22 protein-coding genes are annotated in these 22,895 nt (G+C 37.1%); all 22 read left to right on the top strand.

The window, feature by feature from the left end; all coding sequences use genetic code 11:
* Window positions 1–23 precede the first annotated feature (23 nt).
* The 22 genes from JKP73_RS01135 (at window position 24) to ppaX (ending at window position 22,892) form a co-directional block, all read left to right on the top strand.
* Window positions 24–899, top strand: coding sequence for a carbohydrate ABC transporter permease (locus JKP73_RS01135; RefSeq protein WP_038242968.1), 876 nt, complete (start codon window positions 24–26; stop codon window positions 897–899).
* A gap of 72 nt (window positions 900–971) precedes the next feature.
* Window positions 972–1,739 carry a carbohydrate ABC transporter permease gene (locus JKP73_RS01130; protein WP_081674659.1) on the top strand — a complete coding sequence of 256 codons (768 nt, stop codon included), beginning with the start codon at window positions 972–974 and terminating at the stop codon, window positions 1,737–1,739.
* A gap of 23 nt (window positions 1,740–1,762) precedes the next feature.
* Window positions 1,763–2,350: a DUF624 domain-containing protein gene (locus JKP73_RS01125; RefSeq protein WP_021289085.1), complete on the top strand. Its 588-nt coding sequence runs from the start codon at window positions 1,763–1,765 to the stop codon at window positions 2,348–2,350.
* A 342-nt stretch (window positions 2,351–2,692) separates the two neighbouring features.
* The gene (locus tag JKP73_RS01120) at window positions 2,693–3,793 is read left to right on the top strand and encodes an amidohydrolase/deacetylase family metallohydrolase (RefSeq protein WP_021289084.1); all 1,101 of its coding nucleotides are present in this window, start codon (window positions 2,693–2,695) and stop codon (window positions 3,791–3,793) included.
* Window positions 3,771–4,874, top strand: a complete 1,104-nt coding sequence (locus JKP73_RS01115; RefSeq protein ID WP_200410809.1) for a DgaE family pyridoxal phosphate-dependent ammonia lyase — start codon at window positions 3,771–3,773, stop codon at window positions 4,872–4,874. The genes JKP73_RS01120 and JKP73_RS01115 overlap by 23 nt, the downstream gene beginning before the upstream one ends.
* A gap of 2 nt (window positions 4,875–4,876) precedes the next feature.
* Window positions 4,877–5,632, top strand: coding sequence for a 2-dehydro-3-deoxy-phosphogluconate aldolase (gene dagF / locus JKP73_RS01110; protein WP_038242976.1), 756 nt, complete (start codon window positions 4,877–4,879; stop codon window positions 5,630–5,632).
* Window positions 5,625–6,641, top strand: coding sequence for a sugar kinase (locus JKP73_RS01105; protein WP_031334979.1), 1,017 nt, complete (start codon window positions 5,625–5,627; stop codon window positions 6,639–6,641). Before dagF ends, JKP73_RS01105 begins: the two co-directional genes overlap by 8 nt.
* Before the next feature lie 89 nt (window positions 6,642–6,730).
* Complete coding sequence (locus JKP73_RS01100; RefSeq protein WP_021289080.1) at window positions 6,731–8,056, top strand: GntT/GntP/DsdX family permease; 1,326 nt, start codon at window positions 6,731–6,733, stop codon at window positions 8,054–8,056.
* Between the two features lie 155 nt (window positions 8,057–8,211).
* Complete coding sequence (locus JKP73_RS01095; RefSeq protein ID WP_021289079.1) at window positions 8,212–8,922, top strand: GntR family transcriptional regulator; 711 nt, start codon at window positions 8,212–8,214, stop codon at window positions 8,920–8,922.
* Between the two features lie 137 nt (window positions 8,923–9,059).
* Window positions 9,060–10,529: an alkaline phosphatase family protein gene (locus JKP73_RS01090; protein ID WP_200410808.1), complete on the top strand. Its 1,470-nt coding sequence runs from the start codon at window positions 9,060–9,062 to the stop codon at window positions 10,527–10,529.
* Between the two features lie 91 nt (window positions 10,530–10,620).
* Window positions 10,621–11,172: a YkoP family protein gene (locus tag JKP73_RS01085; RefSeq protein WP_021289077.1), complete on the top strand. Its 552-nt coding sequence runs from the start codon at window positions 10,621–10,623 to the stop codon at window positions 11,170–11,172.
* Window positions 11,173–11,196: 24 nt separating this feature from the next.
* Window positions 11,197–12,300: an MGDG synthase family glycosyltransferase gene (locus JKP73_RS01080; RefSeq protein ID WP_021289076.1), complete on the top strand. Its 1,104-nt coding sequence runs from the start codon at window positions 11,197–11,199 to the stop codon at window positions 12,298–12,300.
* A gap of 182 nt (window positions 12,301–12,482) precedes the next feature.
* The gene (gene uvrB, locus JKP73_RS01075) at window positions 12,483–14,468 is read left to right on the top strand and encodes an excinuclease ABC subunit UvrB (protein ID WP_188943187.1); all 1,986 of its coding nucleotides are present in this window, start codon (window positions 12,483–12,485) and stop codon (window positions 14,466–14,468) included.
* A 4-nt stretch (window positions 14,469–14,472) separates the two neighbouring features.
* A complete protein-coding gene (gene uvrA / locus JKP73_RS01070; protein ID WP_200410807.1) occupies window positions 14,473–17,349 on the top strand; it encodes an excinuclease ABC subunit UvrA in 2,877 nt (958 codons plus the stop codon).
* 167 nt (window positions 17,350–17,516) lie between these two features.
* Window positions 17,517–17,870, top strand: a complete 354-nt coding sequence (locus JKP73_RS01065; protein WP_021289073.1) for a YojF family protein — start codon at window positions 17,517–17,519, stop codon at window positions 17,868–17,870.
* A 30-nt stretch (window positions 17,871–17,900) separates the two neighbouring features.
* The gene (gene bshB2 / locus JKP73_RS01060) at window positions 17,901–18,572 is read left to right on the top strand and encodes a bacillithiol biosynthesis deacetylase BshB2 (RefSeq protein ID WP_031334975.1); all 672 of its coding nucleotides are present in this window, start codon (window positions 17,901–17,903) and stop codon (window positions 18,570–18,572) included.
* A 114-nt stretch (window positions 18,573–18,686) separates the two neighbouring features.
* On the top strand, window positions 18,687–18,881 hold the full coding sequence (locus JKP73_RS01055; protein WP_021289071.1) for a PspC domain-containing protein: 195 nt from the start codon (window positions 18,687–18,689) through the stop codon (window positions 18,879–18,881).
* 2 nt (window positions 18,882–18,883) lie between these two features.
* Entirely contained in the window at window positions 18,884–19,237 is a 354-nt protein-coding gene (locus tag JKP73_RS01050; RefSeq protein WP_200410806.1) for a phage holin family protein, read from the top strand.
* Window positions 19,238–19,444: 207 nt separating this feature from the next.
* Window positions 19,445–20,380, top strand: coding sequence for an HPr(Ser) kinase/phosphatase (gene hprK, locus JKP73_RS01045; protein ID WP_021289069.1), 936 nt, complete (start codon window positions 19,445–19,447; stop codon window positions 20,378–20,380).
* A gap of 12 nt (window positions 20,381–20,392) precedes the next feature.
* Window positions 20,393–21,268 (top strand): prolipoprotein diacylglyceryl transferase, encoded by an 876-nt coding sequence (gene lgt / locus JKP73_RS01040; protein ID WP_021289068.1) that lies wholly within the window; start codon window positions 20,393–20,395, stop codon window positions 21,266–21,268.
* A gap of 51 nt (window positions 21,269–21,319) precedes the next feature.
* Window positions 21,320–22,282, top strand: coding sequence for a nucleoside recognition domain-containing protein (locus tag JKP73_RS01035; protein ID WP_021289067.1), 963 nt, complete (start codon window positions 21,320–21,322; stop codon window positions 22,280–22,282).
* On the top strand, window positions 22,257–22,892 hold the full coding sequence (gene ppaX / locus JKP73_RS01030) for a pyrophosphatase PpaX (RefSeq protein WP_021289066.1): 636 nt from the start codon (window positions 22,257–22,259) through the stop codon (window positions 22,890–22,892). Before JKP73_RS01035 ends, ppaX begins: the two co-directional genes overlap by 26 nt.
* Window positions 22,893–22,895 lie beyond the last annotated feature (3 nt).

Genomic DNA, 22,895 nt, shown 5'->3' with positions numbered 1-22,895 from the left:
ACAGCAAATGGGGAGGAAATGATATGCAAGCTAACTTAAAGCTAAAAGGGTTGTTGGTCATTACGTTGCTCCCAGCCCTTTTGCTTTATTCTTTTTTTGTCATTATTCCAATATTTTGGTCTTCCTACTATGGATTTTTTGAGTGGTCTGGGTTAGGAGAGGCAACATATATTGGATTTCAAAATTACATGGAAGTTATACAAAGTTCTGTTTTTTGGAGATCATTTAAAAATAATATGATTATCGTTGCTGCATCTGTGTTTGGACAGGTTCCAATTGCGTTGGCTTTAGCATTAATGTTACGAAAGCGCAATTGGTTTCAGAAAGTGGTAAGATCAGCGGTTTTCTTACCAATGGTTATTTCCACAGTGGTTGTCGGATTAATTTGGGGGTATATTTATGATCCTGAATTAGGAGTTATCAATGCTGTATTACGAGCAGTTGGGTTAGAATCATGGACGAAATCTTGGCTTTCCGACCCTTCTGTGAATATGTATGCGGTAGCCGTTCCAATTATTTGGAATTATATAGGACCATACTTAATTATTTTTATTGCAGCTATTCAAAATATCCCTTCCGAAATGGAAGAAGCAGCAATGATTGACGGTGCTTCCGGGTGGAAAAAGTTAATTTATATTATCTTACCAAATATGTGGACCACAATTAAAGTTGCAGTCGTGTTGTGTATCTCTGGAAGTTTAAAGGCGTTTGACCAAGTATTTGTAATGACTGGCGGGGGACCAGCCGAATCTACAGAAATATTAGCTACCTATATGTATAATAATACTTTTCTTGTTTATCGTTATGGCTATGGGTCAGCCGTTTCTACAATGATTATTATTTTAAGCTTGATTCTAATAGGGATTAGTCAACTATTGATGCGAAGAAAAAATGGATAGGAGGGGGAATAGATATTGAAAAAACGATGGTTTCATTTAATAAAAGTTACATTTCTAAGCATATTTTCGCTAATGATGATCTATCCCCTATATTGGTTAATTACAAGTTCATTTAAGTCGAATGAGGAATTCTTTGCAGAACCATATGCTTTTCCGACAAGTATTTCCTGGGGGAATTTCACAAGAGCATGGGAAGTGGCTGACTTAGGAACTGCCATGATTAATTCCGTTATTGTAACCGTATCAGCCACTGCGTTAACTGTTTTTCTTGGAGCGTTAACCGCATATGTGTTGTCTCGGTTTACCTTTCGTTTAAAGGCGTTTTTAATGGTGTTCTTTTTGTTAGGAATGCTAATTCCCATTCATAGTACATTAGTGCCTCTGTTTACCATGATGAATCAAGTTGGATTACTGGACACTTATTGGGCGTTGATTTTACCGTATACTGCTTTCGAACTTCCAATCGCGATCTTTTTGACGGTGGCTTATATGAGTTCGATACCAAAAGATTTAGAAGAAGCAGCTGTCATCGATGGAACAGGGTATTGGGGAATTTTCTTTCGAATCATGCTTCCTTTAAGTGTACCTGCATTGTCTACAGTAGCAATACTGTCTTTTTTAAGGTATTGGAATGAGTTTGTATTTGCGCTTGTATTTATTAATGACAATTCGTTAAAAACACTTCCATTAAGTCTTTCCATTTTCTCAGACGGCTTCAGTACCGATTATGCGCTGACAATGGCCGCAATGACCATTGCAGTTATACCTACCATTATTATGTATCTTCTTTTCCAAGAGCAAATAATGAAAGGAATGGTAGCAGGTTCCGTAAAAGGCTAATTCAATAAAGGGCGGTGTCATGAATGCGGGTCATTTTAGAAAAATATACGAATATACTGCAACAATTATATTGGTTTGCATATTTACAACTACTTTGGGTAATTTTCAGTGTTTGCGGGTGTATCATCTTTGGTATTTTCCCAGCCACCTATGCCTTATTTCATATTTGGAAAGATTTTCAGTCGGATACTTCGACGACAAAAGCATTGTTTCAGCAATTTCATCATGTGTACATGACATCGTTTTTCTCATTGAATAAAGCAGGTATGCTTTGGCAAGCAATGGTCCTATTAATTAGTACAAATCTAGTCATTATTCATCCCGATTATGTACTGTTTAAATGGATGGTTTTGGGGATGTTAGGTTTCCTATTGTTAAGTGTGATTCATTTCTTCAGACAAGTTGATTTGAATGGACAAATAATCGGACAAATAAAGAAATCGTTTATGCTTGTTTTATTATATCCCAAAAATAACGCTATTTATATGATCGTTTTCTTAGGTCTTATCCTATCACTATATGTATTACCCGGTGTGACTTTCTTTTTTGGAGTGAGTCTTTCAATCTATTTAATCGTACAGTTTGATCGCAAAACAGATTGTATTTTTTGAAATAACGGGAAGTCGGACAAAAAAATGCCAGTTAAGAGAAAACCGAACGAAATTCGAACTTGTTCCTTTCTATTCGGTTTCGTTCGGTTTTTAATTATTTGATTACAATCTGTATTAGAATAAGCTGATTCGTAGTTTTGGCTAGTATAATAGCAGTTAAGTGAAAATGTGGGGGTTCCTTTGGTAAGCGACTTGCCAACTTAGTTGTGGTCGTACTGTAGGAACAATGTTCAGAATGTAAATCATCTAATTTCATCAAACATTATAACGTTATATTTACTTATGGAGAATTTCATGATATGCTTTTCTTAAATCGATAAATATTAGAAAAGGTGAATGGAGATGAAGGATCGATTTGTAGTACGTAATGTAAAACGTACTGATGAAACGATAATCGACATTGTAGTAGAAAAAGGAAGAATCATAGATATAGCAAAAGCTGGATATGGTCAAGGAGAAAATGTATACGACTATTCCGGATACTATATATCTAGTGGGTGGATTGATCTGCATGTTCATGCTTTTCCAGAATTTGATCCTTATGGAGATGAGGTTGATCAAATTGGAGTTAAACAAGGAGTAACAACTATTGTTGATGCTGGTAGCTGTGGTGCTGATAGAATAGCAGATTTAGCGGCTAGTAAAAGACAAGCAAAAACCAACTTATTTGCTTTTTTAAATGTTTCTCGTATTGGATTAGCGAGAGTAGATGAACTATCCAATTTGAATTGGATTGATCAAGCAAAGGCCATTCATGCTGCACAAACCCATCATGATATTGTCATCGGGTTGAAGGCTAGAATGAGCAAAAGCGTAGTAGGAGAAAGTGGGATGAAACCTCTTAAAATCGCAAGAGAACTTTCGAATAAGACAGCATTACCTTTAATGGTACATATTGGTTCAGCACCACCAAAGGTTGAAGATATTATTCCTTGTTTAAAAGCAGGTGATGTTATCACCCATTTCTTAAACGGTAAATCCAATAATTTATTTCAAGCAAATGGAGAACCGTTAAAGGTCTTGACAGATGCCGTGAATCGAGGGGTTCATTTAGACGTTGGCCATGGGACATCTAGTTTTTCATTTAAGTATGCAGAAGCAGCGAAGCAGCACGGTATAAAATTCAATACGATAAGTACCGATATTTATCGTGGTAATCGAGTAAATGGTCCAGTATACAGTATGGCCCATGTGCTGACAAAGTTCTTATATTTAGGATATTCACTAGAAGATGTAATTGATGCTGTAACGATTCATGCAGCTAACTGGCTTGATAAGCCGGAGCTTGGTCGAATTAAAGTAGGAGACCGAACAAATTTAACGCTATTTACAATTAAAGATAAACAGACAGCACTAACTGATTCTGAAGGGGAACAACGAAGCTATTCTAAACAAATTCAACCTAAAGGAGTGATCATTAATGGGGAAATCATTGAATGCTAAGTATGGAATGAAACGTGTCATTAATGCAAGTGGACGTATGAGTATACTTGGTGTTTCGTCTCCAAGTGATACGGTTATGGAAGCAATGAAATATGGCGGACAAAACTATGTAGAAATAGCAGATTTAGTAGATAAGGCGGGAGATTATGCAGCTAGTATACTTGGTTCGGAAGCTGCGATCGTTGTGAATTCCGCATCCAGTGGGATAGCACTTTCTGTAGCTGCACTTGTTACAGAAGGTAATCAGCGCAAAAGTGAACGACTGCATCAAGATGAACTAAGTAAAAATGAAGTAATTATCTTAAAAGGTCATAACGTTCAGTATGGTGCTCCAATCGAAACAATGGTTTATCTTGGCGGCGGGAAGCTTGTAGAGGTAGGCTACGCAAATGAAGGGAAAGCTGTACATATAGAGGAAGCAGTTTCGGAACGTACGGCAGCTATTCTTTATGTGAAATCGCACCATGCTGTACAAAAAAATATGATCTCTGTAGAGGAAACGTGGAAGATAGCAAAGGATAAACGGGTGCCACTTATTGTAGATGCAGCTGCTGAAGGAGATTTACAAAAATATGTTTGCTATTCGGATTTAGCCATCTATAGTGGTTCAAAAGCAATTGAAGGACCAACTTCTGGAATTGTCGGAGGGAAGCGTAAGTACATTGATTGGTTAAAGGTTCAAATGCATGGCATCGGGCGAAGCATGAAGGTAGGTAAGGAAACAACTTTTGGTTTACTTCAAGCATTAGAAGAGTATGGCAATAAAGAAGATAATTCAGAACAAGAAAAAGAAATGTTGCAAGCTTTAACTCCTTTAGGTGAATTAACTGGAGTAGATGTAACTATTGTTCAAGATGAAGCAGGAAGGAATATCTATCGGGCGCGAATACTAGTGAACCCTGAATTAGCAAAGATAGATGCAAGTAATGTAGTAGATCAATTACGCAATGGGGAAATTGCAATTTATACCCGTGATTATGGGATAAGACAAGGTTTCTTTGATATTGATCCACGACCACTACAAGTTGATGATATTCAGATTATAGCTGCAAGATTAAAAGAAATCATTGGAGGAGAATAAAGATGTCTACAATAAAAAAACGATTCTATAAAGACAGAGTTGCTCTAAATGTTTTGGCAGATGATATAGAGAATGCCAAAGAGGTTTTTGAAGCTGCGTATGGCTACGTATTAATTGGCGTGCTTTCAAAAAATTATGAAACAGTTGAACAAGCCGTGGCGGCTATGAAGGAGTATGGGAAAGCAATTGATGAGGCGGTATCCATTGGTCTTGGGGCAGGTGATAATCGTCAAGCTGCTGTTGTTGCTGAAATAGCCAGCCAATATCCAGGGAGTCATATTAACCAAGTTTTTCCGGCAGTTGGTGCAACGCGAGCTAAGCTAGGAGGAGAGGATAGTTGGATTAATGCATTGGTTTCCCCGACTGGAAAAGTTGGTTATGTGAATATTTCTACAGGCCCAATTAGCGCCTCCCAACATGAACAAGCAATCGTTCCGATTAAGACAGCAATTGGACTAGTACGTGATATGGGAGGGGATGCATTAAAATATTTCCCGATGAAAGGCTTACGTTATGAAGAAGAGTACCGGGCCGTTGCAAACGCATGTGGAGAAGAAGGATTTGCACTAGAGCCAACAGGTGGTATCGATAAAGAAAATTATGAAAGCCTTTTACAAATCGCTCTAGAAGCAAACGTACCTAAGATTATCCCTCATGTTTATTCATCGATTATTGACAAGGCTACAGGGAAGACAAAGGTGGATGATGTAGCAGAGTTAATCCAAATGACAAAGAAATTAGTTGATAGCGATGAGTAAACACATTGCAGCATTTGGGGAAGTCATGATGCGACTTCAGGTTCCGGGGTATGAGTCTTTAGCACAAGGAAGGACATTGAATTATTCCTTCTCCGGGACTGGAGTCAATGTTACTTCAGCAGTAGCACGCCTTGGTCATACAGGTTACATGATATCTACATTGCCGAAAAATCCGATAGGTGATGCTGCAATGTCATTTATTCAAAAACTAGGTATTGTACCTTCGTATATATCGCGTAATGGTGAAAATCTCGGAATGTATTTTTTAGAAAATGGATTTGGAGTACGTCCTAGTCAAGTTACCTACTGTAATCGGCAAGAAAGTAGCTTTAATACAGCGACAACGGATAACTATCATTTTCAGAAGATTGCTGAAGAGATCGATGTCATTCATTTTTGCGGGATAACCTTAGCAATGAATGATCAAGTACGAAGTCAAATGAAATCGCTTGCTAAAGCAGTGAAAGCAAATGGAGGAAAAGTGGTATTTGACTGTAATTATCGACCATCTTTATGGGGAGAAGGTGGGTATAAAAAAGCGAAATCACATTATGAGGAAATGCTCCATTTGTCTGACTTGGTAATGATGAATGAACAAGATGCAAAATATATTCTTGAATTAAAGACAAATAAGCTAGAACGGAAGGAGCAATTGATCGATCTCCTCCCTATCGTTGCACAAACGTATCAAATTCCAGTTATCGCTGGGACGCATCGCGTCATCGACAGTGCAAATTTCCATTCCTTGCAGGGTTTTATGTATAAGGATAATTCACTTACTTTTGCTGAGCCTGTATCTTTTCAAGTACTTGATCGAATTGGAGCAGGAGATGCATACACAAGTGGGATTTTACATGGAGAAATCAACGGATTTTCACCTGAGAAAACCGTTGCGTTTGCAACCGTTGCGGCTATGCTCGCTCATACGGTTGTGGGAGATACACCTACAGCAAGTGAAAATGACATTTTCCAAGCGATGAATCACGCTTCTTTGGATTTAAAAAGATAGGCATCCCTCTTCATTTAGGACGCCTTGTTCAATTGCTTTATGATGTTACATGAAACAACTTTATGACTAACAGCAAAGGGGTAAACTCGATGGATATATATTTGTTAATTATTACATTGCTTTCGATTGTCATTGTTATTTTGGGTGTATCATGGTGGAACTGGCATGCATTTATTAGTTTAACCGTTGCAAGTATGTTCTTGGCAATTATGTCTGGTTTATCCATGGATTCAATTGTTACAGCTTATGAATCGGGTGTTGGAAGCGTATTAGGACATTTAGTCGGAATCCTAGCTTTCGGTACTATTTTAGGAAAGATGATGTCGGATTCTGGTGCGGGCGTACAAATAGCTAATTACTTTGTGCGACTCTTTGGGGAGAAAAAACTGCCCTGGGCGATGCTGTTTTCAGGTTTTATTATCGGGATACCTGTATTTTTTGAGGTAGGAATTGTTATATTATTGCCACTGGTCATTGCGATTCGAAAGAAGACAAATCAAAATATATTGTTGATTGGATTGCCAGTAATTGCTGGTTTATCCATTGTACATGGTATCGTACCTCCTCATCCAGGAGCGATGACCGCAATAAGCATTTATGGTGCGAATTTAGGAAGTGTACTTTTATATTCACTCATCATTGCACTTCCTCCAGCAATTATAGCAGGACCACTCTTTGCAAAGTGGATACATAAGCGTGTTGCTCCAAAAGGGGAGCCAAGCGTTGTTCGTCCAGAATCACCGTCCCAACAATTACCTAGTATTGGAGTTTCATTTTTCATTATTTTAATGCCGATTCTATTAATCTTGCTATCTGTTTTTGCACCTTACTTGGAATTACCTGACGTATTTACAGAATTTCTAGTGTTTATTGGAAGTCCTGTAATAGCATTGTTACTTGCCTGCTTTGCAGCATATTATTTGCTTGGTTTTCGACAAGGGATGGATAAGCAGTTAATCAAGAAATTAACAGATGAATGCATACTGCCTATTGGTTCCATTATATTAATTATTGGCGCAGGTGGTGGATTTAAAGAAATTCTGATTGAAAGTGGCGTTGGGGAGACGATTGCTCAAATGGCACAGCACTTTTCTCTATCTCCAATTGTATTAGCTTTTGTAGTTGCAGGATTAATTCGAGTAGCTACCGGTTCAGCAACCGTAGCACTTACTACTGCTGCAGGAATTGTATCGCCTGTTATTGCAAATATGTCAGGTGTTAATTTAGAATTACTAGTTATAGCAACCGGAGCAGGCTCACTTATGCTGTCTCATGTAAATGATGCCGGCTTTTGGTTAGTAAAAGAGTACCTTGGATTAACAGTAAAAGAGACTTTTAAAACCTGGACAGTCCTGGAAACGTTATTATCGTTTATTGCTTTTGGATTGGTTTTAATTATTGATATATTCATTTAAGTGGTATTCCAATATGGCAAGGCTCACAAGCTCGTAGTGATGCCTTGTCACGCATACATACGAAGAATCAGGCTTATCTTTCTTGTTAAAACGATTATTTATAGTAAAATAGATCTGTGGTAGAAGCGATAAGAAGTCTGATAAGGGATGATTTTATGAAGCTAACATCTAAAAAAGGACCTTTATATTTTCAGGTGAAAGATATTTTAAAGGAGAGAATTATTAGCGGCTATTATCCGAAAAATGAATTAATTCCTTCTGAGCCTGTACTTGAGCAAGAATTTTCTGTAAGCAAAATAACCATTCGCAAAGCTGTTGAACAGTTAGCCAATGAAGGATATGTAGAGAAAAGAAGTGGTATAGGTACCAAGGTTATTGATAATAAAGTTGCCCCGAAACTTTCAAGAGGGCAGAATTTTTCAGAGTTGTTAATAAAGGAAGGATTTGATTTAAAAAAAGAAGCTATAAATATTTCTACTGTACGTACGAAGGATAATCCATTTCTTCAACAGCATATGGGAGAAGCATGTTATTGTTTAGAACGTCTATATTTGTTAAATGACCAGCCGTATATTTATTTAACTCACTATTTTCCGATAACTGCTCATTTAGCCTTAGATTTAGAAGTATTTCAAGGTTCACTCTATGAATTACTTTATGAGAAGGGGTTAGTTATGAATCGTTTTAACGATGAATTCGATGTAGAAATTCCTTCTGATAAAGTAGCATCTAAATTAATGGTCGATCAAAAACCATTACTAAAAAGAATGAGGTATTCCTATAATATAGATGAAACGTTAGTCGAATATTCAACAGCTTATTATCAAACAGAAATCCATCGATATGTGGTGCAGTATAATGTTTGATTGACAGGATAAACCCTATTATTTAATGGGGTTTTTTTCATTTTGTATAGAGTGAAATTGTCCATGTATATTAACGTCTGCGTTGTTCATATTAACAAAGGACAAGCGCGTTATTAACTGTGTAAGGGTGGAAGAACATGGAGAAAAAACCTATTATTTTATTAAATATTGATTCATTAATGGCTCATCCCCTGGAACTTGCCGTTCAAACTGGTCGTGCTCCAGCACTTCAATTTTTAATGGAAAATGGCTTGTATGATCCGGCAATGGTTAGTTCATTTCCTACGATGTCTGTAACGATTGATAGTAGTTTATTAACCGGAACGTATGCTGATCAGCATCATATACCTGGGTTAAGTTGGTTCGATATGGAGAAAAACCAGTTTGTTAATTATGGGACAGGGTTTCGTGAGACATTTCGCTTAGGCATGCGAAGGTCGATACATCAAATGTTATATGCTTTGAATAATGAACATTTAAGTCATCATGTAAGTACGATTTATGAAGAGTTAGCTAAAGAGGGGATATCCTCTGGTTCCATTAATTCGTTTGTCTACAGGGGGAATGTCCCACATCGATTAAAAACACCTCGATTTCTAAGCGCCTTTACATATTTTAAAAACGGAGAATGGTCCACCCAAGCTACCTCGCTTTTTTCTTTAGGGACATTTTCCAAGATCCGACCTACGGCTTTTACCCCACAGATCGCTGCTGGTAATCTTAAATATACCGCTAGAGAACTTCGTTACTTAATACGAAAAAATAAATTACCAGCGTTTACTTTTTGTATCTTTCAAGATATGGATGCACGATTACATTTTAAAGGACCGATGGATATCAAAGGCATAGTTAAGGTGGATCGTCAAATCCAAAAAATCTTAAACATGTACTCGGATTGGAATGAGGCAATTAAACAATCTATTTGGATTGTTATTGGCGATAATGGCCATTCTGCAACAGGGATTAAATATAAAGATGTGGTAATTGATTTACAAAAGGTTTTGACCAAGTACCGCATCGCTAAAATTCAGCGTTCCATACAAAAGAAAGACCAACTGGCTTTTTGTGTTAATCAACGCATGGCTTATATTTATAAATTAGATGATAAGGTGCAGACACATGCGATTATTAAACAATTAAAACATGATCATCGAATTGATGTTATCGCATGGAAGGAAAAAGGGTCTGTCTATGTAGAATCAGGCATGAATAAAGGAAGATTAACCTTTCATCCAAATGGAGAAGATCAAGATGTTTATGGTCAATTTTGGAGTTTAGAAGGGAGGCTTGACCTGTTAGATATATCATGGCAAGGGAATAAGCTGCAATATGGGGATTTTCCTGATGCGCTTGCTCGTTTATATGGAGCTTTGTTTTCGCAACAAGCAAATTGTATTGTCGTAAATGCGAAACCTGGTTGTGAATTTAAAGCGCAATCTACACCATTTCACCTAAGTGGAGCTGCACATGGATCATTGCATAAACAAGAATCGCTTGTACCACTCATCATTGCCGGTACAAAGATGAAGCCACGTTTCTCTCGAATTGTTGATATGAAATCTTTTATTATTGCATTGGTTGAACAGTATAAGGGAAAAGGAAAGTAGGTGTGGACCATTAGGAAGCCAAAAACTTCCTTTTATATTATTAATAAATTCATCCAAAATAATAAAAAGTGATATTTTGGAGTGGAGTAAAATGCCAATGAGAGAGTATTTATTAGGGTTCTGGGGAAGTGTTGATCCAATTTATTTTGCATGTACACGTTTAAGGTATGTTGCGGATACGAATCAGCAAAAAACCCTTCTACGTGTACGCCTTACAAAGTATAAAGGAGCGAGAATTGTACTATCAGACGGTACCATCATCGAAAAAAATGATGTGTTAGTAAAAATCCATCTTCATAATGTAAAATTGATTAAGGAATTGAGCACCATTCCAAACGAAATGAAACGAGCTGTTTTCATTTATCATAGCATAAAACAAGCGATGCCAAATTTAGCCATGTTTTTACAAAGCCATCCAAGCAGCAGACAAATAAAAGGAATCATTGGGATAACAAGTTTATGTCGGGGAGCAGAAAGACTTGGATTTGAAAAATCAGCTCTATGCAATCGTTATTATCGGATGTATAAAAAAGCAACCTTATTACCAATAAACCTATTAGCTTCCAACAAAGGTATAGAACCTGTTTATCTATTTATGTCAAAAAATAAATTATTGAACAAATACGGGACAAATACGAAGTAATTTGTCTATTGGGTGGAGTTTATTATGAATCGATTATCAGATACAGAAGCGTTATTTCTTCCCTTTTTGCAAATTCCAAGTGGACATCATCATGTAGCTGATACGCTCATGACAGAATATAACCAGGTTTATCCTCAAAAAAGATCGATTAAATTGGATTTATTAGCCTATAGCTATGGAAATCTAGAGGCAGTTGTTTCCTCCATTTATACAAATTGGATAAAGTACTTTCCTGATTCTTATGATCGATTATATCAACAACTAGCATTTAAAAAGGCAACAAAGCGTACCCGTCATTTTCATTACGAACTCTTATTTCGACCATTCTTAGATAAACTAATAAAGGATACAAATCCTGAAATTTTATTTTTTACCCATGCTTTACCCTCTAATATGGCTAGTGTATTAAAACAAAAGAAAAAGTTGTCAGCCATTACGGTGAATGTGTACACTGATTTTTTTATTAATCGATTATGGGGGATTAATGGAATTGATTTTCATTTTGTTCCCTCCGTATCCGTAAGGGATTTCTTGATTCGTTTAGGAGTTAGAGAAGATGCTATTTTTGTAACTGGTATACCAGTTCATCCCGTCTTCCGTCAAAGCAGAGTACAGACAGCATTTCGTCAATCCCTCCTTGTTACAGGAGGCAGCCTTGGAACGGGGAGAATGAATGAGTTATTATCTTCTGGTAATTTGCCTACACAATGGCATCTATATATTTTGTGTGGGCAGAATCGCCAATTATATCAACATTTATTACAAAAGCAACTACCGATGATCACTCCTATTCCATATATCGAATCAAAGCAAGAAATGAATGAGCTTTATCAAAAGGTAGACGCTGTCATCACGAAACCCGGCGGGGTAACAATTAGCGAATGTTTAATAAAAAAGAAGCCGATCTTTATTTACAATGCATTACCTGGCCAAGAAAAAATAAATGTGCAGGAATTATCTCAATTAGGTTTAATACATCAATTAGGTGAAGAAGCACTTGAAACACAAATAAATCGTTATTTTATGGAAGGTAATGATAGCTATTTTATGAATCAATTAAAAAGGTACGATGAAGAACGAATAAACCAAACAATTGGAGAACTAATACAACGAATCATGAACAGTTAAAATCATTGGCAATCCTATGCTAATGATTTTTTATTAGAATAGAATGGTTCCTGATTTCGTGTTAAGGGAATGCTAGAAGAAGAAGGAAAAGCAAAATAATCGAATATCTGTTCGTTTTTGTGTTAAAATGTATGGAAAGTGTGATATTATAGCTGTAGTTATTAGGATCGGAGGAGTTTCTAGTGGAAAATAAGTTTGAACTGGTGGCAAATTATGAACCACGTGGCGATCAGCCAAATGCAATTAAAGAGATAGTCGAGAAAGTAAAGGCTGGTCAGCGTCATCAAACATTATTGGGAGCAACAGGCACTGGAAAAACATTTACAATGTCTAATGTTGTTAAAGAAATAAATCGACCAACTTTAGTGATTGCCCACAATAAAACATTAGCTGGGCAACTATATAGTGAATTTAAAGAATTCTTTCCTAATAATGCTGTCGAATACTTTGTCAGCTATTATGATTATTATCAGCCAGAGGCTTATGTCCCTTCTACAGACACATTTATAGAAAAAGACGCAAGTATTAATGATGAGATAGATAAATTACGACACTCCGCAACCTCAGCGCTTTTTGAACGGAATGATGTATTAATTGTTGCGAGTGTATCTTGTATATACGGGTTAGGTTCTCCAGAAGAATATAAGAGTCAGGTTCTATCCATACGTACAGGCATGGAAAAAGATAGAGATCAACTTTTGCGTGAACTTGTTGATATTCAATATGCGCGAAATGACATTAACTTCCAACGTGGTACGTTTCGGGTACGTGGCGATTCTGTTGAAGTAATCCCTGCCTCAAAGGAAGAGCATTGTATTCGTATCGAATTCTTTGGAGATGAAATTGACAGAATTCGTGAAGTCGATGCCTTGACTGGGGAAATTATTGGCGATCGGGAACATATTGCAATCTTCCCTGCTTCTCACTTCGTTACAAGAGAAGAAAAGATGAAAGTAGCCATTAAAAATATCGAGCAGGAATTAGAGGAACGGTTAAAGGAATTACGAGAACAAGATAAATTATTGGAAGCGCAGCGGTTGGAACAACGTACACATTATGATCTGGAAATGATGAATGAAATGGGTTTTTGTTCAGGGATTGAGAATTATTCACGCCATTTGACGCTTCGTGAAAGCGGAGCAACACCTTATACCTTACTTGATTTCTTCCCTGAAGATTATTTAGTGGTTGTTGATGAATCACATGTTACCTTACCGCAAATTCGTGGAATGTATAATGGTGACCAAGCAAGAAAACAAGTTTTAGTAGATCACGGATTTAGACTCCCTTCTGCATTGGACAATCGGCCATTGAAATTTGAAGAATTTGAGAAAGCTACCAATCAGCTTGTCTATGTATCTGCTACGCCTGGTCCATATGAAGAAGAGCATTCACCAGAGATGACAGAACAAATTATCAGACCAACTGGATTATTAGATCCAGTTGTAGATGTGCGTCCAATAGAAGGACAAATTGATGATTTAATCGGAGAAATTAATAACCGTACCAAACGAAATGAACGTGTTCTTGTGACGACGTTAACGAAAAAAATGTCAGAGGACCTTACGGATTATTTGAAAGAGATCGGCATTAAAGTTGCTTATCTACATTCTGAAATAAAAACATTAGAGCGAATAGAAGTAATTCGAGATCTAAGGGTTGGTAAATACGATGTTCTTGTTGGGATTAATTTACTTAGGGAAGGCCTGGATATTCCGGAAGTATCACTTGTAACTATCTTAGATGCAGACAAGGAAGGATTTTTACGTTCTGAGCGCTCTCTTATTCAAACGATGGGACGCGCAGCTCGTAATGAAAATGGGATGGTTATTATGTATGCTGATAAAATAACGAACTCGATGCAAATAGCAATAGAAGAAACCAACCGCCGTCGTCAGAAACAAATGGCCTATAATGAAGCGCATGATATTACACCAATGACGATTAAAAAAGATGTTCGTGATGTTATAAAAGCAACCGTTGCTGCAGAAGAGCAGGCAGACTATGATGATGGAAAAACCAAAAGTATTAGTAAGTTAGCATCTGAAGATAAAGATAAGGTAATCGAACAAATGGAAAAAGAAATGAAAGACGCTGCAAAAGCTCTAGATTTCGAAAAGGCTGCAGAGCTTCGTGATATTCTACTTGAACTAAAAGCAGGAAGGTGATGAAATGCCTAGTAAATCAATTAATATTCAAGGTGCCAGGGCTCATAATTTAAAGAATGTCGATGTTACAATTCCTAAAAATAAATTAGTTGTACTCACAGGTCTTTCCGGTTCAGGGAAATCTTCGTTAGCATTTGATACGATCTATGCAGAGGGACAACGGAGATATGTAGAATCTCTTTCTGCGTATGCAAGACAATTCCTTGGCCAAATGGATAAGCCAGATGTTGATGCCATTGACGGGTTGTCACCTGCAATTTCAATTGACCAAAAAACAACTAGTAAAAACCCTAGATCAACTGTAGGGACCGTTACGGAAATATATGATTATTTGCGCTTGCTTTACGCAAGGGTCGGGCATCCGACTTGTCCTAAACATGGCATTGAAATATCTTCACAGACGGTTCAGCAAATGGTTGATCGAATTATGGAATACCCGGAACGGACAAAAATGCAAATCCTTGCTCCAGTTGTTTCAGGGAGAAAGGGAGAACATGTAAAGGTATTCGAAAGATTGAAGCAAGAAGGGTATGTTCGGATTCGTGTTGATAAGGAAATGCGTGAAGTTACGGAAGATATAAGATTAGAAAAGAATAAAAAACATTCCATTGAAGTAGTCATCGATCGAATTGTTGTAAAAGAGGGGATAGCAGGCCGCCTCAGTGACTCCATTGAAACAGCCTTGTCTTTAGGAGAAGGGAATATCATTGTTGATATCATAGGAGATGAAGAAATAACCTTTAGTGAGAACCATGCATGTCCTATTTGTGGTTTTTCAATTGGAGAATTGGAGCCGCGGTTGTTTTCGTTTAACAGCCCATTCGGTGCATGTCCGACTTGTGATGGATTAGGTACCAATTTAGAAGTAGATTTAGATTTAATTATTCCCGATTGGACGAAATCATTAACAGAACATGCTATTGCTCCATGGGAGCCAATTAGCTCCCAATATTATCCACAGCTTTTGAAGAGTGTTTGTGAACATTATGATATTGATATGAATAAGGCTGTGAAGGATATACCGAAAGAGAAAATGGAAAAAATCTTATATGGAAGTGGAAAGGAAAAAATACATTTTCATTATGTGAATGATTTTGGTAGTGTTCGTGATAGTCATGTTGTATTTGAAGGAGTTATCAATAATGTCGAACGGAGATACCGAGAGACCTCTTCTGATTTCATTCGTGAAACACTAGAAAAATATATGTCACAAAAAAATTGTCCGACATGTAAAGGACACCGTTTAAAAGAAGGTGCACTAGCTGTACTTATCAATGGAAAGCATATTAGTCAAGTAACAGATAATTCGATTGTAGAAGCAAAACAGTTTTTTAATACGGTAGACTTTTCTGAGAAGGAAGCTAAAATAGCTAAAATGATTTTAAAGGAAATCGATAATCGCTTGGATTTCTTGAATAATGTAGGATTGGATTATTTAACATTGTCACGTGCATCAGGAACTTTATCGGGTGGTGAAGCACAGCGTATACGGTTAGCGACTCAAATAGGTTCTGCATTAACAGGAGTCTTGTATGTGTTAGATGAACCCTCGATTGGTTTACATCAGCGTGATAATGATCGATTAATTGCATCATTGAAGCGAATGCGTGATTTAGATAATACGTTGATCGTGGTAGAACATGACGAGGATACGATGCTAGCAGCCGATTGGCTAATAGATATTGGGCCAGGTGCTGGTGAGCATGGTGGAGAGATTGTTGCTAGCGGCACACCAGAAAACGTAATGAAACAGAAGCAATCCTTAACTGGTCAGTATTTAGCTGGTGAGAAATTTATTCCTTTACCTACCAAGCGCCGAAAAAAAGATAAGCGTGCGATTGAAGTAGTCGGAGCAGAGGAAAATAATTTGCAGAAAGTTACAGCGAAATTTCCGATCGGCTTAATGACTGTTGTAACAGGCGTATCTGGGTCTGGAAAAAGTACACTCGTCAATGAAGTATTATACAAGTCATTAGCCAAAGAATTGCATCGTGCGAAGGTTAAGCCTGGAAAACATAAGAAAATCAAAGGGATAGAGAATATTGATAAAGTCATTGATATTGATCAATCGCCAATTGGAAGAACTCCAAGATCTAATCCAGCAACATATACAGGCGTATTTGATGATATTCGAGATGTATTTGCTCAAACAAATGAAGCAAAGGTTCGTGGTTACAAAAAAGGACGTTTCAGTTTTAATGTGAAAGGCGGCCGTTGTGAAGCTTGTCGTGGAGATGGCATTATAAAGATTGGGATGCATTTCCTTCCTGATGTATATGTACCTTGTGAGGTATGCCATGGCAGTCGTTATAATCGAGAAACATTGGAAGTAAAATATAAGGGAAAAAACATTTCAGAAGTATTAGAGTTAACAGTGGAAGAAGCGCTAGAATTCTTTGCAAATATCCCTAAAATTAAACGTAAACTGCAGACAATCTACGATGTAGGATTAGGTTATGTTAAACTTGGTCAACCTGCCACTACGTTATCAGGTGGGGAAGCGCAACGAGTGAAATTAGCTAGCGAGCTGCATCGCAGGTCGAACGGGAAGTCATTTTATATTTTAGACGAGCCAACGACTGGTTTACATGCAGATGATATTGATCGATTACTCAGGGTATTACATCGACTGGTTGACAATGGAGATAGTGTATTAATCATTGAGCATAATTTAGATGTTATAAAAACAGCCGATCATTTAATTGATCTAGGACCTGAGGGAGGGGCCCGCGGTGGACAAATCATTGCCTCTGGCACTCCTGAACAAATTTCAAAAGAAGAAGCATCCTATACCGGTAACTATTTAAAGCCGGTATTAGAGCGTGACCAACAGCGGATGAAAGAAACGATGGAGTCCAAAGAAAAAGTAGCCTCTAAATAAAAGAAACAGCGTGTAGAAAAACTTATTTGTTTTTCTACACTTATTTTTTATAGTGTGAAACAGGTTGAAGGTTCAAACCCATGTTAATGTCATCATGGTTCAATCTTTTGACGGTTTTCAGTTCTTTCGATAAGCTAAAAGAAGAGTGTAAATTGGGAGGACATGAAATGAAACCAATCGAAATGGAAAACGTACAAAACTGGTTAGATGCGTTTACAAATAAGCAAGTCTATATACATGTTGAAACGACGAACGGAGCTTACGCAAGTCACTTTGATGACAAAGCCTATAATGTTGGGGCCTACGTTAGAAATGTACAAATTACCTTTCAACAAGCGAAAATTGTCGGTGATGGTAACGCACATCGTGTTGGCTTAAAAACAGATAATGGCTGGATTTATGCCGAGGGACTAACGGATTGGGTGATTCATGAGGAGTCAAAATTATTACTTGCTGGCCATGATCGTGATGGCAAGTTAATGGTTGCACTACAAATTAGTGAAACCCCATTTGATTATTAAGAAAATGAGAAGGAGAGATAGGTGATGAGCGTGGAGAAACATGTTGTTGTTATTTTACCGCATCCAGATGACGAGTCTTTTGGATCAGCGGGTTCAATCGCAAACTTTCGTAGTCAAGGCATACCGGTAACATACTTATGTGGAACATTGGGAGAAATGGGACGAAATATGGGAACGCCCCCATTTGCAAATCGTGAAACATTACCGTTAATTCGAAAACAAGAATTACAAAATGCTTGCCAGGTGCTTGATATGAAGTTACAAATGCTTGGATACCGTGATAAAACCATTGAATTTGAAGATCGCATGGAGATTGCTAAACATTTAAAAGGAATATTAGATGAGATTGAACCGAGTCTGGTAATTACACATTATCCGGGATATGCTGTACATCCAGATCACAATGCATTAGGTGCAGCAGCTATCAAAGCAGTTGAATTAATGGAAGTAGAAAAACGTCCGGTTGTCTGGACGCAAGCATTTGCACGTGGATTTAAAGATGATCTTGGTGAGCCGGATGTCGTAAATGATGTGCTTGATCTATTTGAGAAGAAAATGGAAGCCATATTATGTCATGATTCCCAAGCTGGTGGGATTATTGGTCAATTAAAAGACTATAAAAAACTTGGTAATGACGTTCTACAACAAGCGAAAGAACAATTTGGAACAGAAACGTTTTATACGTGGAACTTTGATAACTAACCGTATGAATAAAAGTGAAGAAGAAAACGAAAACCTTTTGCCCCTTTAATTCGTATAATGTTTAAAGATAACAAGAAAAGGTTACTATTCATAATGATTAAAGGAGGATATTGTATGAAAAAATTATATCGTTCCAACACGCAGCGGATGATAGCTGGGGTACTTGGGGGATTAGCTGAGTATTTTAATATCGATGCGACCATATTAAGGCTTGTATTCGTTGTTCTATTATTTATGAGTGCATTTACCTTTGCTTTGGTTTACTTAGTGGCTATTTTTATTATTCCAAATGAAAGAGAGATTCACTAACGATGTTACAATGGCTAGTCTCCATTCTTTTAAATGCAGTTGCGCTTATTGCGGTTGCGCAATTATTCGAATCCTTCCACATGGATGAATTTGTGACTGCATTGTTAGCGAGTTTCATTTTAGCTATTTTAAATATTATTGTTAAGCCAATTTTGGTTATATTAACCCTACCAATTACTGTTATATCACTAGGTTTATTTCTTTTTATTATAAACGCGGTTACATTAATGATCACACAAGCGCTAATGGATCATTCATTCGTAATAGATGGATTTGGGACGGCCATTATCGCTGCTATTATTATTTCGGTGATAAACTTACTTTTAAATCGTTTGGTGAGAGATTCCGTGAGGTAAGATCGTGGGCAATTTGCCTACGATTTTTTATTGGGATATGCTACAATGAAGAAAACTTGTCCCCTTTTAGGACAAGTTCATAACCGTATGTACAAAGCAGGTAGCATTTCAATGACATATCGATGTCACAATCAGAAAATTCACCTTAATAAGGCTGGTTTTTATAAAAGGTAGTATGGTTATGCTTACTACAAGGAGGATAAACAAATGTCAACCGTACGCACCAAGGATTTATTAGATAATTTTAATCTAACACTTGTAGCTGGTGAAGATGGATTACATAGAGAGATTACGACAAGTGATATATCAAGACCTGGTATTGAAATGACAGGGTATTTTAAGTATTATCCGAAAGAACGTCTGCAACTCATTGGTCGAACGGAAATGGCTTATTTCTTAGATTTGACCGAGAGAGAAATGCTGGACCGAGTCGATCACTTATGTACGGATATTACGCCAGGTATTGTCGTTACACGAAATATGGAAATTCCCCAAGTAATGATAGATGCAGCAAATGAATCTGGTGTGCCGATTCTTCATTCACCAAGAAAAACAACACGAGTGATTAGTCGTTTGACGAACTATCTAGAAGCAAAATTTGCTCCTTTTACTGCGATTCATGGTGTACTTGTGGATATTTACGGGGTCGGTGTACTCATAATGGGACAAAGTGGTGTTGGTAAGAGTGAAACTGCGCTTGAATTAGTGAAAAGAGGTCATCGTCTAGTAGCAGATGATAGTGTCGAAATCAGACAGGAGGACTACGACAGCCTAATTGGTAATCCTCCTCCATTAATTGAACATTTATTAGAAATAAGAGGTCTTGGAATTATTAATGTGATGACACTTTTTGGAGCGGGTTCCGTACGTAGTAATAAAAAAATCTCCTTAATTATTAACTTAGAGATCTGGGATCAAAAGAAACAATATGATCGGTTGGGCCTTGATGAAGATAAAATGAAGATTATGGATGTAGAATTACCAAAAGCTACAATTCCAGTGCGACCTGGACGCAACTTAGCAGTCATTATTGAAGTAGCTGCGATGAATTTTCGTTTAAAACGAATGGGAGTTAATGCAGCAGAAGAATTCTCCGAGCGTTTAACGAATATGATTGATCAGGAAAATGAAGATAAAGTATAGGAGGTACATCGAATGAGTTGTTCAGCACCTGCTCTGGATCGCGTGTTCTTACAAATTGGCGGTTTGCCAATTTATTGGTATGGAGTCATCATTGCTGCCGGGGCTTTTTTAGGTTTATTTTTAGCAAATAGGGAAGCGAATAAACTAGGCATGCAGAAAGATATTATGGTTGACTTAGTTGTTTTTGCTATACCTATTGCCATAATATCTGCTCGGATTTATTACGTTATTTTTGAATGGGATCGTTATGTAGGTGGACCATGGACAGACATATTTGCAATATGGGAAGGCGGCATAGCAATACATGGAGCATTAATTGGCTCAGTCATTACTGCGATTATTTATGCAAAAGTAAAAGATGTATCGTTTTGGCAATTGGCTGATATTGCAGCACCTAGTATCATACTCGGTCAAGCAATTGGTAGATGGGGAAATTTTATGAATCAAGAAGCACATGGGGGCCCCATTGCGGAATCTACATATACCAATTTTCATCAATATCTACCTGATTTTATTATGAATCAAATGTGTATTGACGGTGTTATGTATCATCCAACCTTTTTATATGAATCCGTTTGGAATATTTTGGTGTTTGTCCTTCTGTTAATGATTCGGAGATTTAATCCAATTCGTGGTGAATTATTCCTTGGTTATGCAATTGCTTATTCCGTTGGAAGATTCTTTATTGAAGGAATGAGAACGGACAGTCTTTATTTAATAGGCTCACTTCGACAAGCACAATTGATTTCTATTGTCATCATTGTTGTAGCGATTATCTTAATTATTTATCGCCGCAAAACAGTTCAAGCAAGATACAAAGACAATAGTATGAAAGCTAATGGCAGCAAAGGAAAGAAAACAACGAAGCAAAAGAAGAAGAAAAAATAAGGTCTGGTAACTCAAATAAACGAAAGTTTCATATGAAAGAGGGAATATGGAATGTATGGGATCTTACATCGAGGACTACAGCAAGGGTTACATACTACGTGGACATTGGGCAAGGTTATTTTTCCCATTACGTTAATTGTGACTATTCTACAATTTACACCAGTATTACCATGGGTTATTGAACAGTTAACCCCTCTAATGGGGCTGATTGGTCTATCTGGAGAGGCGGCAGTACCATTAGTTTTAGGAAATAGTTTAAATTTATATGCAGGTATAGCAGCCATTGTATCCTTTGATTTTACAGTTAAAGAAGTATTTATCATGGCAGTAATGCTATCCTTTTCCCATAACTTGTTTATTGAATCTGCGGTAGCATCAAAAGTCGGGGTTAGTTGGTGGCTAATTGCAGGAATACGAATAGCTTTAGCGATTGTATCCGCAGTTATTATCAATCTTGTTTGGAATGGCGGTTCAGAACAAGCGGCTTATGGATTTATTTCTAATGGGGATCCCGCTTTAGATGGTTGGGGAGAAATCGTATTACAAGGAATTCAAACTGCAATTATTGCAGTTGGTCAATTAGCGTTAATCGTCATTCCGTTGATGGTGGTCATGCAATTCTTACGTGAAAAAGGATGGCTAACAATATTGTCAAACAAGTTCGCTCCGTTTACAAAAGTACTTGGAATGAAAGAAAACACATCAATGACTATGGTTGCTGGACTTACAATTGGTTTAGCATATGGAGCTGGAGTAATGATTCAAGCTGTAAAAGAAGATGGTGTAGAAAAAAAGGATATGATACTTGCGCTTATCTTCCTCGTATCCTGTCATGCTGTTGTAGAAGATACGTTAGTATTTATTCCATTGGGGATTCCTGTTTGGCCACTATTATTAATTCGATTAATTACTGCTATTGTATTAACAATGACTATCGCTTTTGTATGGAAAAATATGGATAAAAAGAAACATAGAAGGGAAACAACGAATGAGCATACGTACAATACTCTTTGATTTAGACGGAACATTAATTGATACAAATGAATTGATAATTGCTTCATTTATTCATACGTTTCATTTCTATAACTTAGACTTCTCAAGGGAAGAAATTATTGAATTTAATGGCCCTCCACTTGTCGATACTTTTAAGAAAATCAATCCAATACAAGCTGATGCCATGGTTCAAACGTACCGTGAACATAATTTACAGGAACATGATAATTATGTAAAAGCTTTTCCTAATGTAGTTGAAACAGTATCGCAGCTGAAGGATAAAGGTATTCAACTTGCGATTGTGACAACAAAAATGAGAAAAAGTGTAAATAAAGGGCTGGTGCTCACTGGACTAGATTCATTTTTCAGTACCGTAATTACGATAGATGATGTTAATCACCCTAAACCAGATGCCGAACCTGTTCTAAAAGCAATGAGAACGTTACAGGCAAATCCTGAAACAACCCTTATGGTTGGAGATAATTCGCATGATATAGAATCTGGAAAAAACGCAGGTGTACAAACCGCTGGTGTAGCTTGGTCGTTCAAAGGGAAACAACGATTAATGGAATATGAACCAACTTATATGTTAGAAGATATTCGTGATCTTTTAGTATTAACTGGAGTGTAGTTA

It is taken from the genome of Virgibacillus salexigens, from assembly GCF_014905415.1.
Classification (GTDB): domain Bacteria; phylum Bacillota; class Bacilli; order Bacillales; family Amphibacillaceae; genus Virgibacillus; species Virgibacillus salexigens.
Note: the sequence above shows the minus strand (reverse complement) of the source record. Positions and strands in the feature narration are given on the sequence as shown.

Bases quoted from the DNA above. Each gene is read 5' to 3' on its own strand.
- JKP73_RS01135 (WP_038242968.1), top strand. From the start codon at position 24: ATGCAAGCTAACTTAAAGCTAAAAGGGTTGTTGGTCATTACGTTGCTC.
- JKP73_RS01130 (WP_081674659.1), top strand. From the start codon at position 972: ATGATGATCTATCCCCTATATTGGTTAATTACAAGTTCATTTAAGTCG.
- JKP73_RS01125 (WP_021289085.1), top strand. From the start codon at position 1,763: ATGCGGGTCATTTTAGAAAAATATACGAATATACTGCAACAATTATAT.
- JKP73_RS01120 (WP_021289084.1), top strand. From the start codon at position 2,693: ATGAAGGATCGATTTGTAGTACGTAATGTAAAACGTACTGATGAAACG.
- JKP73_RS01115 (WP_200410809.1), top strand. From the start codon at position 3,771: ATGGGGAAATCATTGAATGCTAAGTATGGAATGAAACGTGTCATTAAT.
- dagF (WP_038242976.1), top strand. From the start codon at position 4,877: ATGTCTACAATAAAAAAACGATTCTATAAAGACAGAGTTGCTCTAAAT.
- JKP73_RS01105 (WP_031334979.1), top strand. From the start codon at position 5,625: ATGAGTAAACACATTGCAGCATTTGGGGAAGTCATGATGCGACTTCAG.
- JKP73_RS01100 (WP_021289080.1), top strand. From the start codon at position 6,731: ATGGATATATATTTGTTAATTATTACATTGCTTTCGATTGTCATTGTT.
- JKP73_RS01095 (WP_021289079.1), top strand. From the start codon at position 8,212: ATGAAGCTAACATCTAAAAAAGGACCTTTATATTTTCAGGTGAAAGAT.
- JKP73_RS01090 (WP_200410808.1), top strand. From the start codon at position 9,060: ATGGAGAAAAAACCTATTATTTTATTAAATATTGATTCATTAATGGCT.
- JKP73_RS01085 (WP_021289077.1), top strand. From the start codon at position 10,621: ATGCCAATGAGAGAGTATTTATTAGGGTTCTGGGGAAGTGTTGATCCA.
- JKP73_RS01080 (WP_021289076.1), top strand. From the start codon at position 11,197: ATGAATCGATTATCAGATACAGAAGCGTTATTTCTTCCCTTTTTGCAA.
- uvrA (WP_200410807.1), top strand. From the start codon at position 14,473: ATGCCTAGTAAATCAATTAATATTCAAGGTGCCAGGGCTCATAATTTA.
- JKP73_RS01065 (WP_021289073.1), top strand. From the start codon at position 17,517: ATGAAACCAATCGAAATGGAAAACGTACAAAACTGGTTAGATGCGTTT.
- JKP73_RS01055 (WP_021289071.1), top strand. From the start codon at position 18,687: ATGAAAAAATTATATCGTTCCAACACGCAGCGGATGATAGCTGGGGTA.
- JKP73_RS01050 (WP_200410806.1), top strand. From the start codon at position 18,884: ATGTTACAATGGCTAGTCTCCATTCTTTTAAATGCAGTTGCGCTTATT.
- hprK (WP_021289069.1), top strand. From the start codon at position 19,445: ATGTCAACCGTACGCACCAAGGATTTATTAGATAATTTTAATCTAACA.
- lgt (WP_021289068.1), top strand. From the start codon at position 20,393: ATGAGTTGTTCAGCACCTGCTCTGGATCGCGTGTTCTTACAAATTGGC.
- JKP73_RS01035 (WP_021289067.1), top strand. From the start codon at position 21,320: ATGTATGGGATCTTACATCGAGGACTACAGCAAGGGTTACATACTACG.
- ppaX (WP_021289066.1), top strand. From the start codon at position 22,257: ATGAGCATACGTACAATACTCTTTGATTTAGACGGAACATTAATTGAT.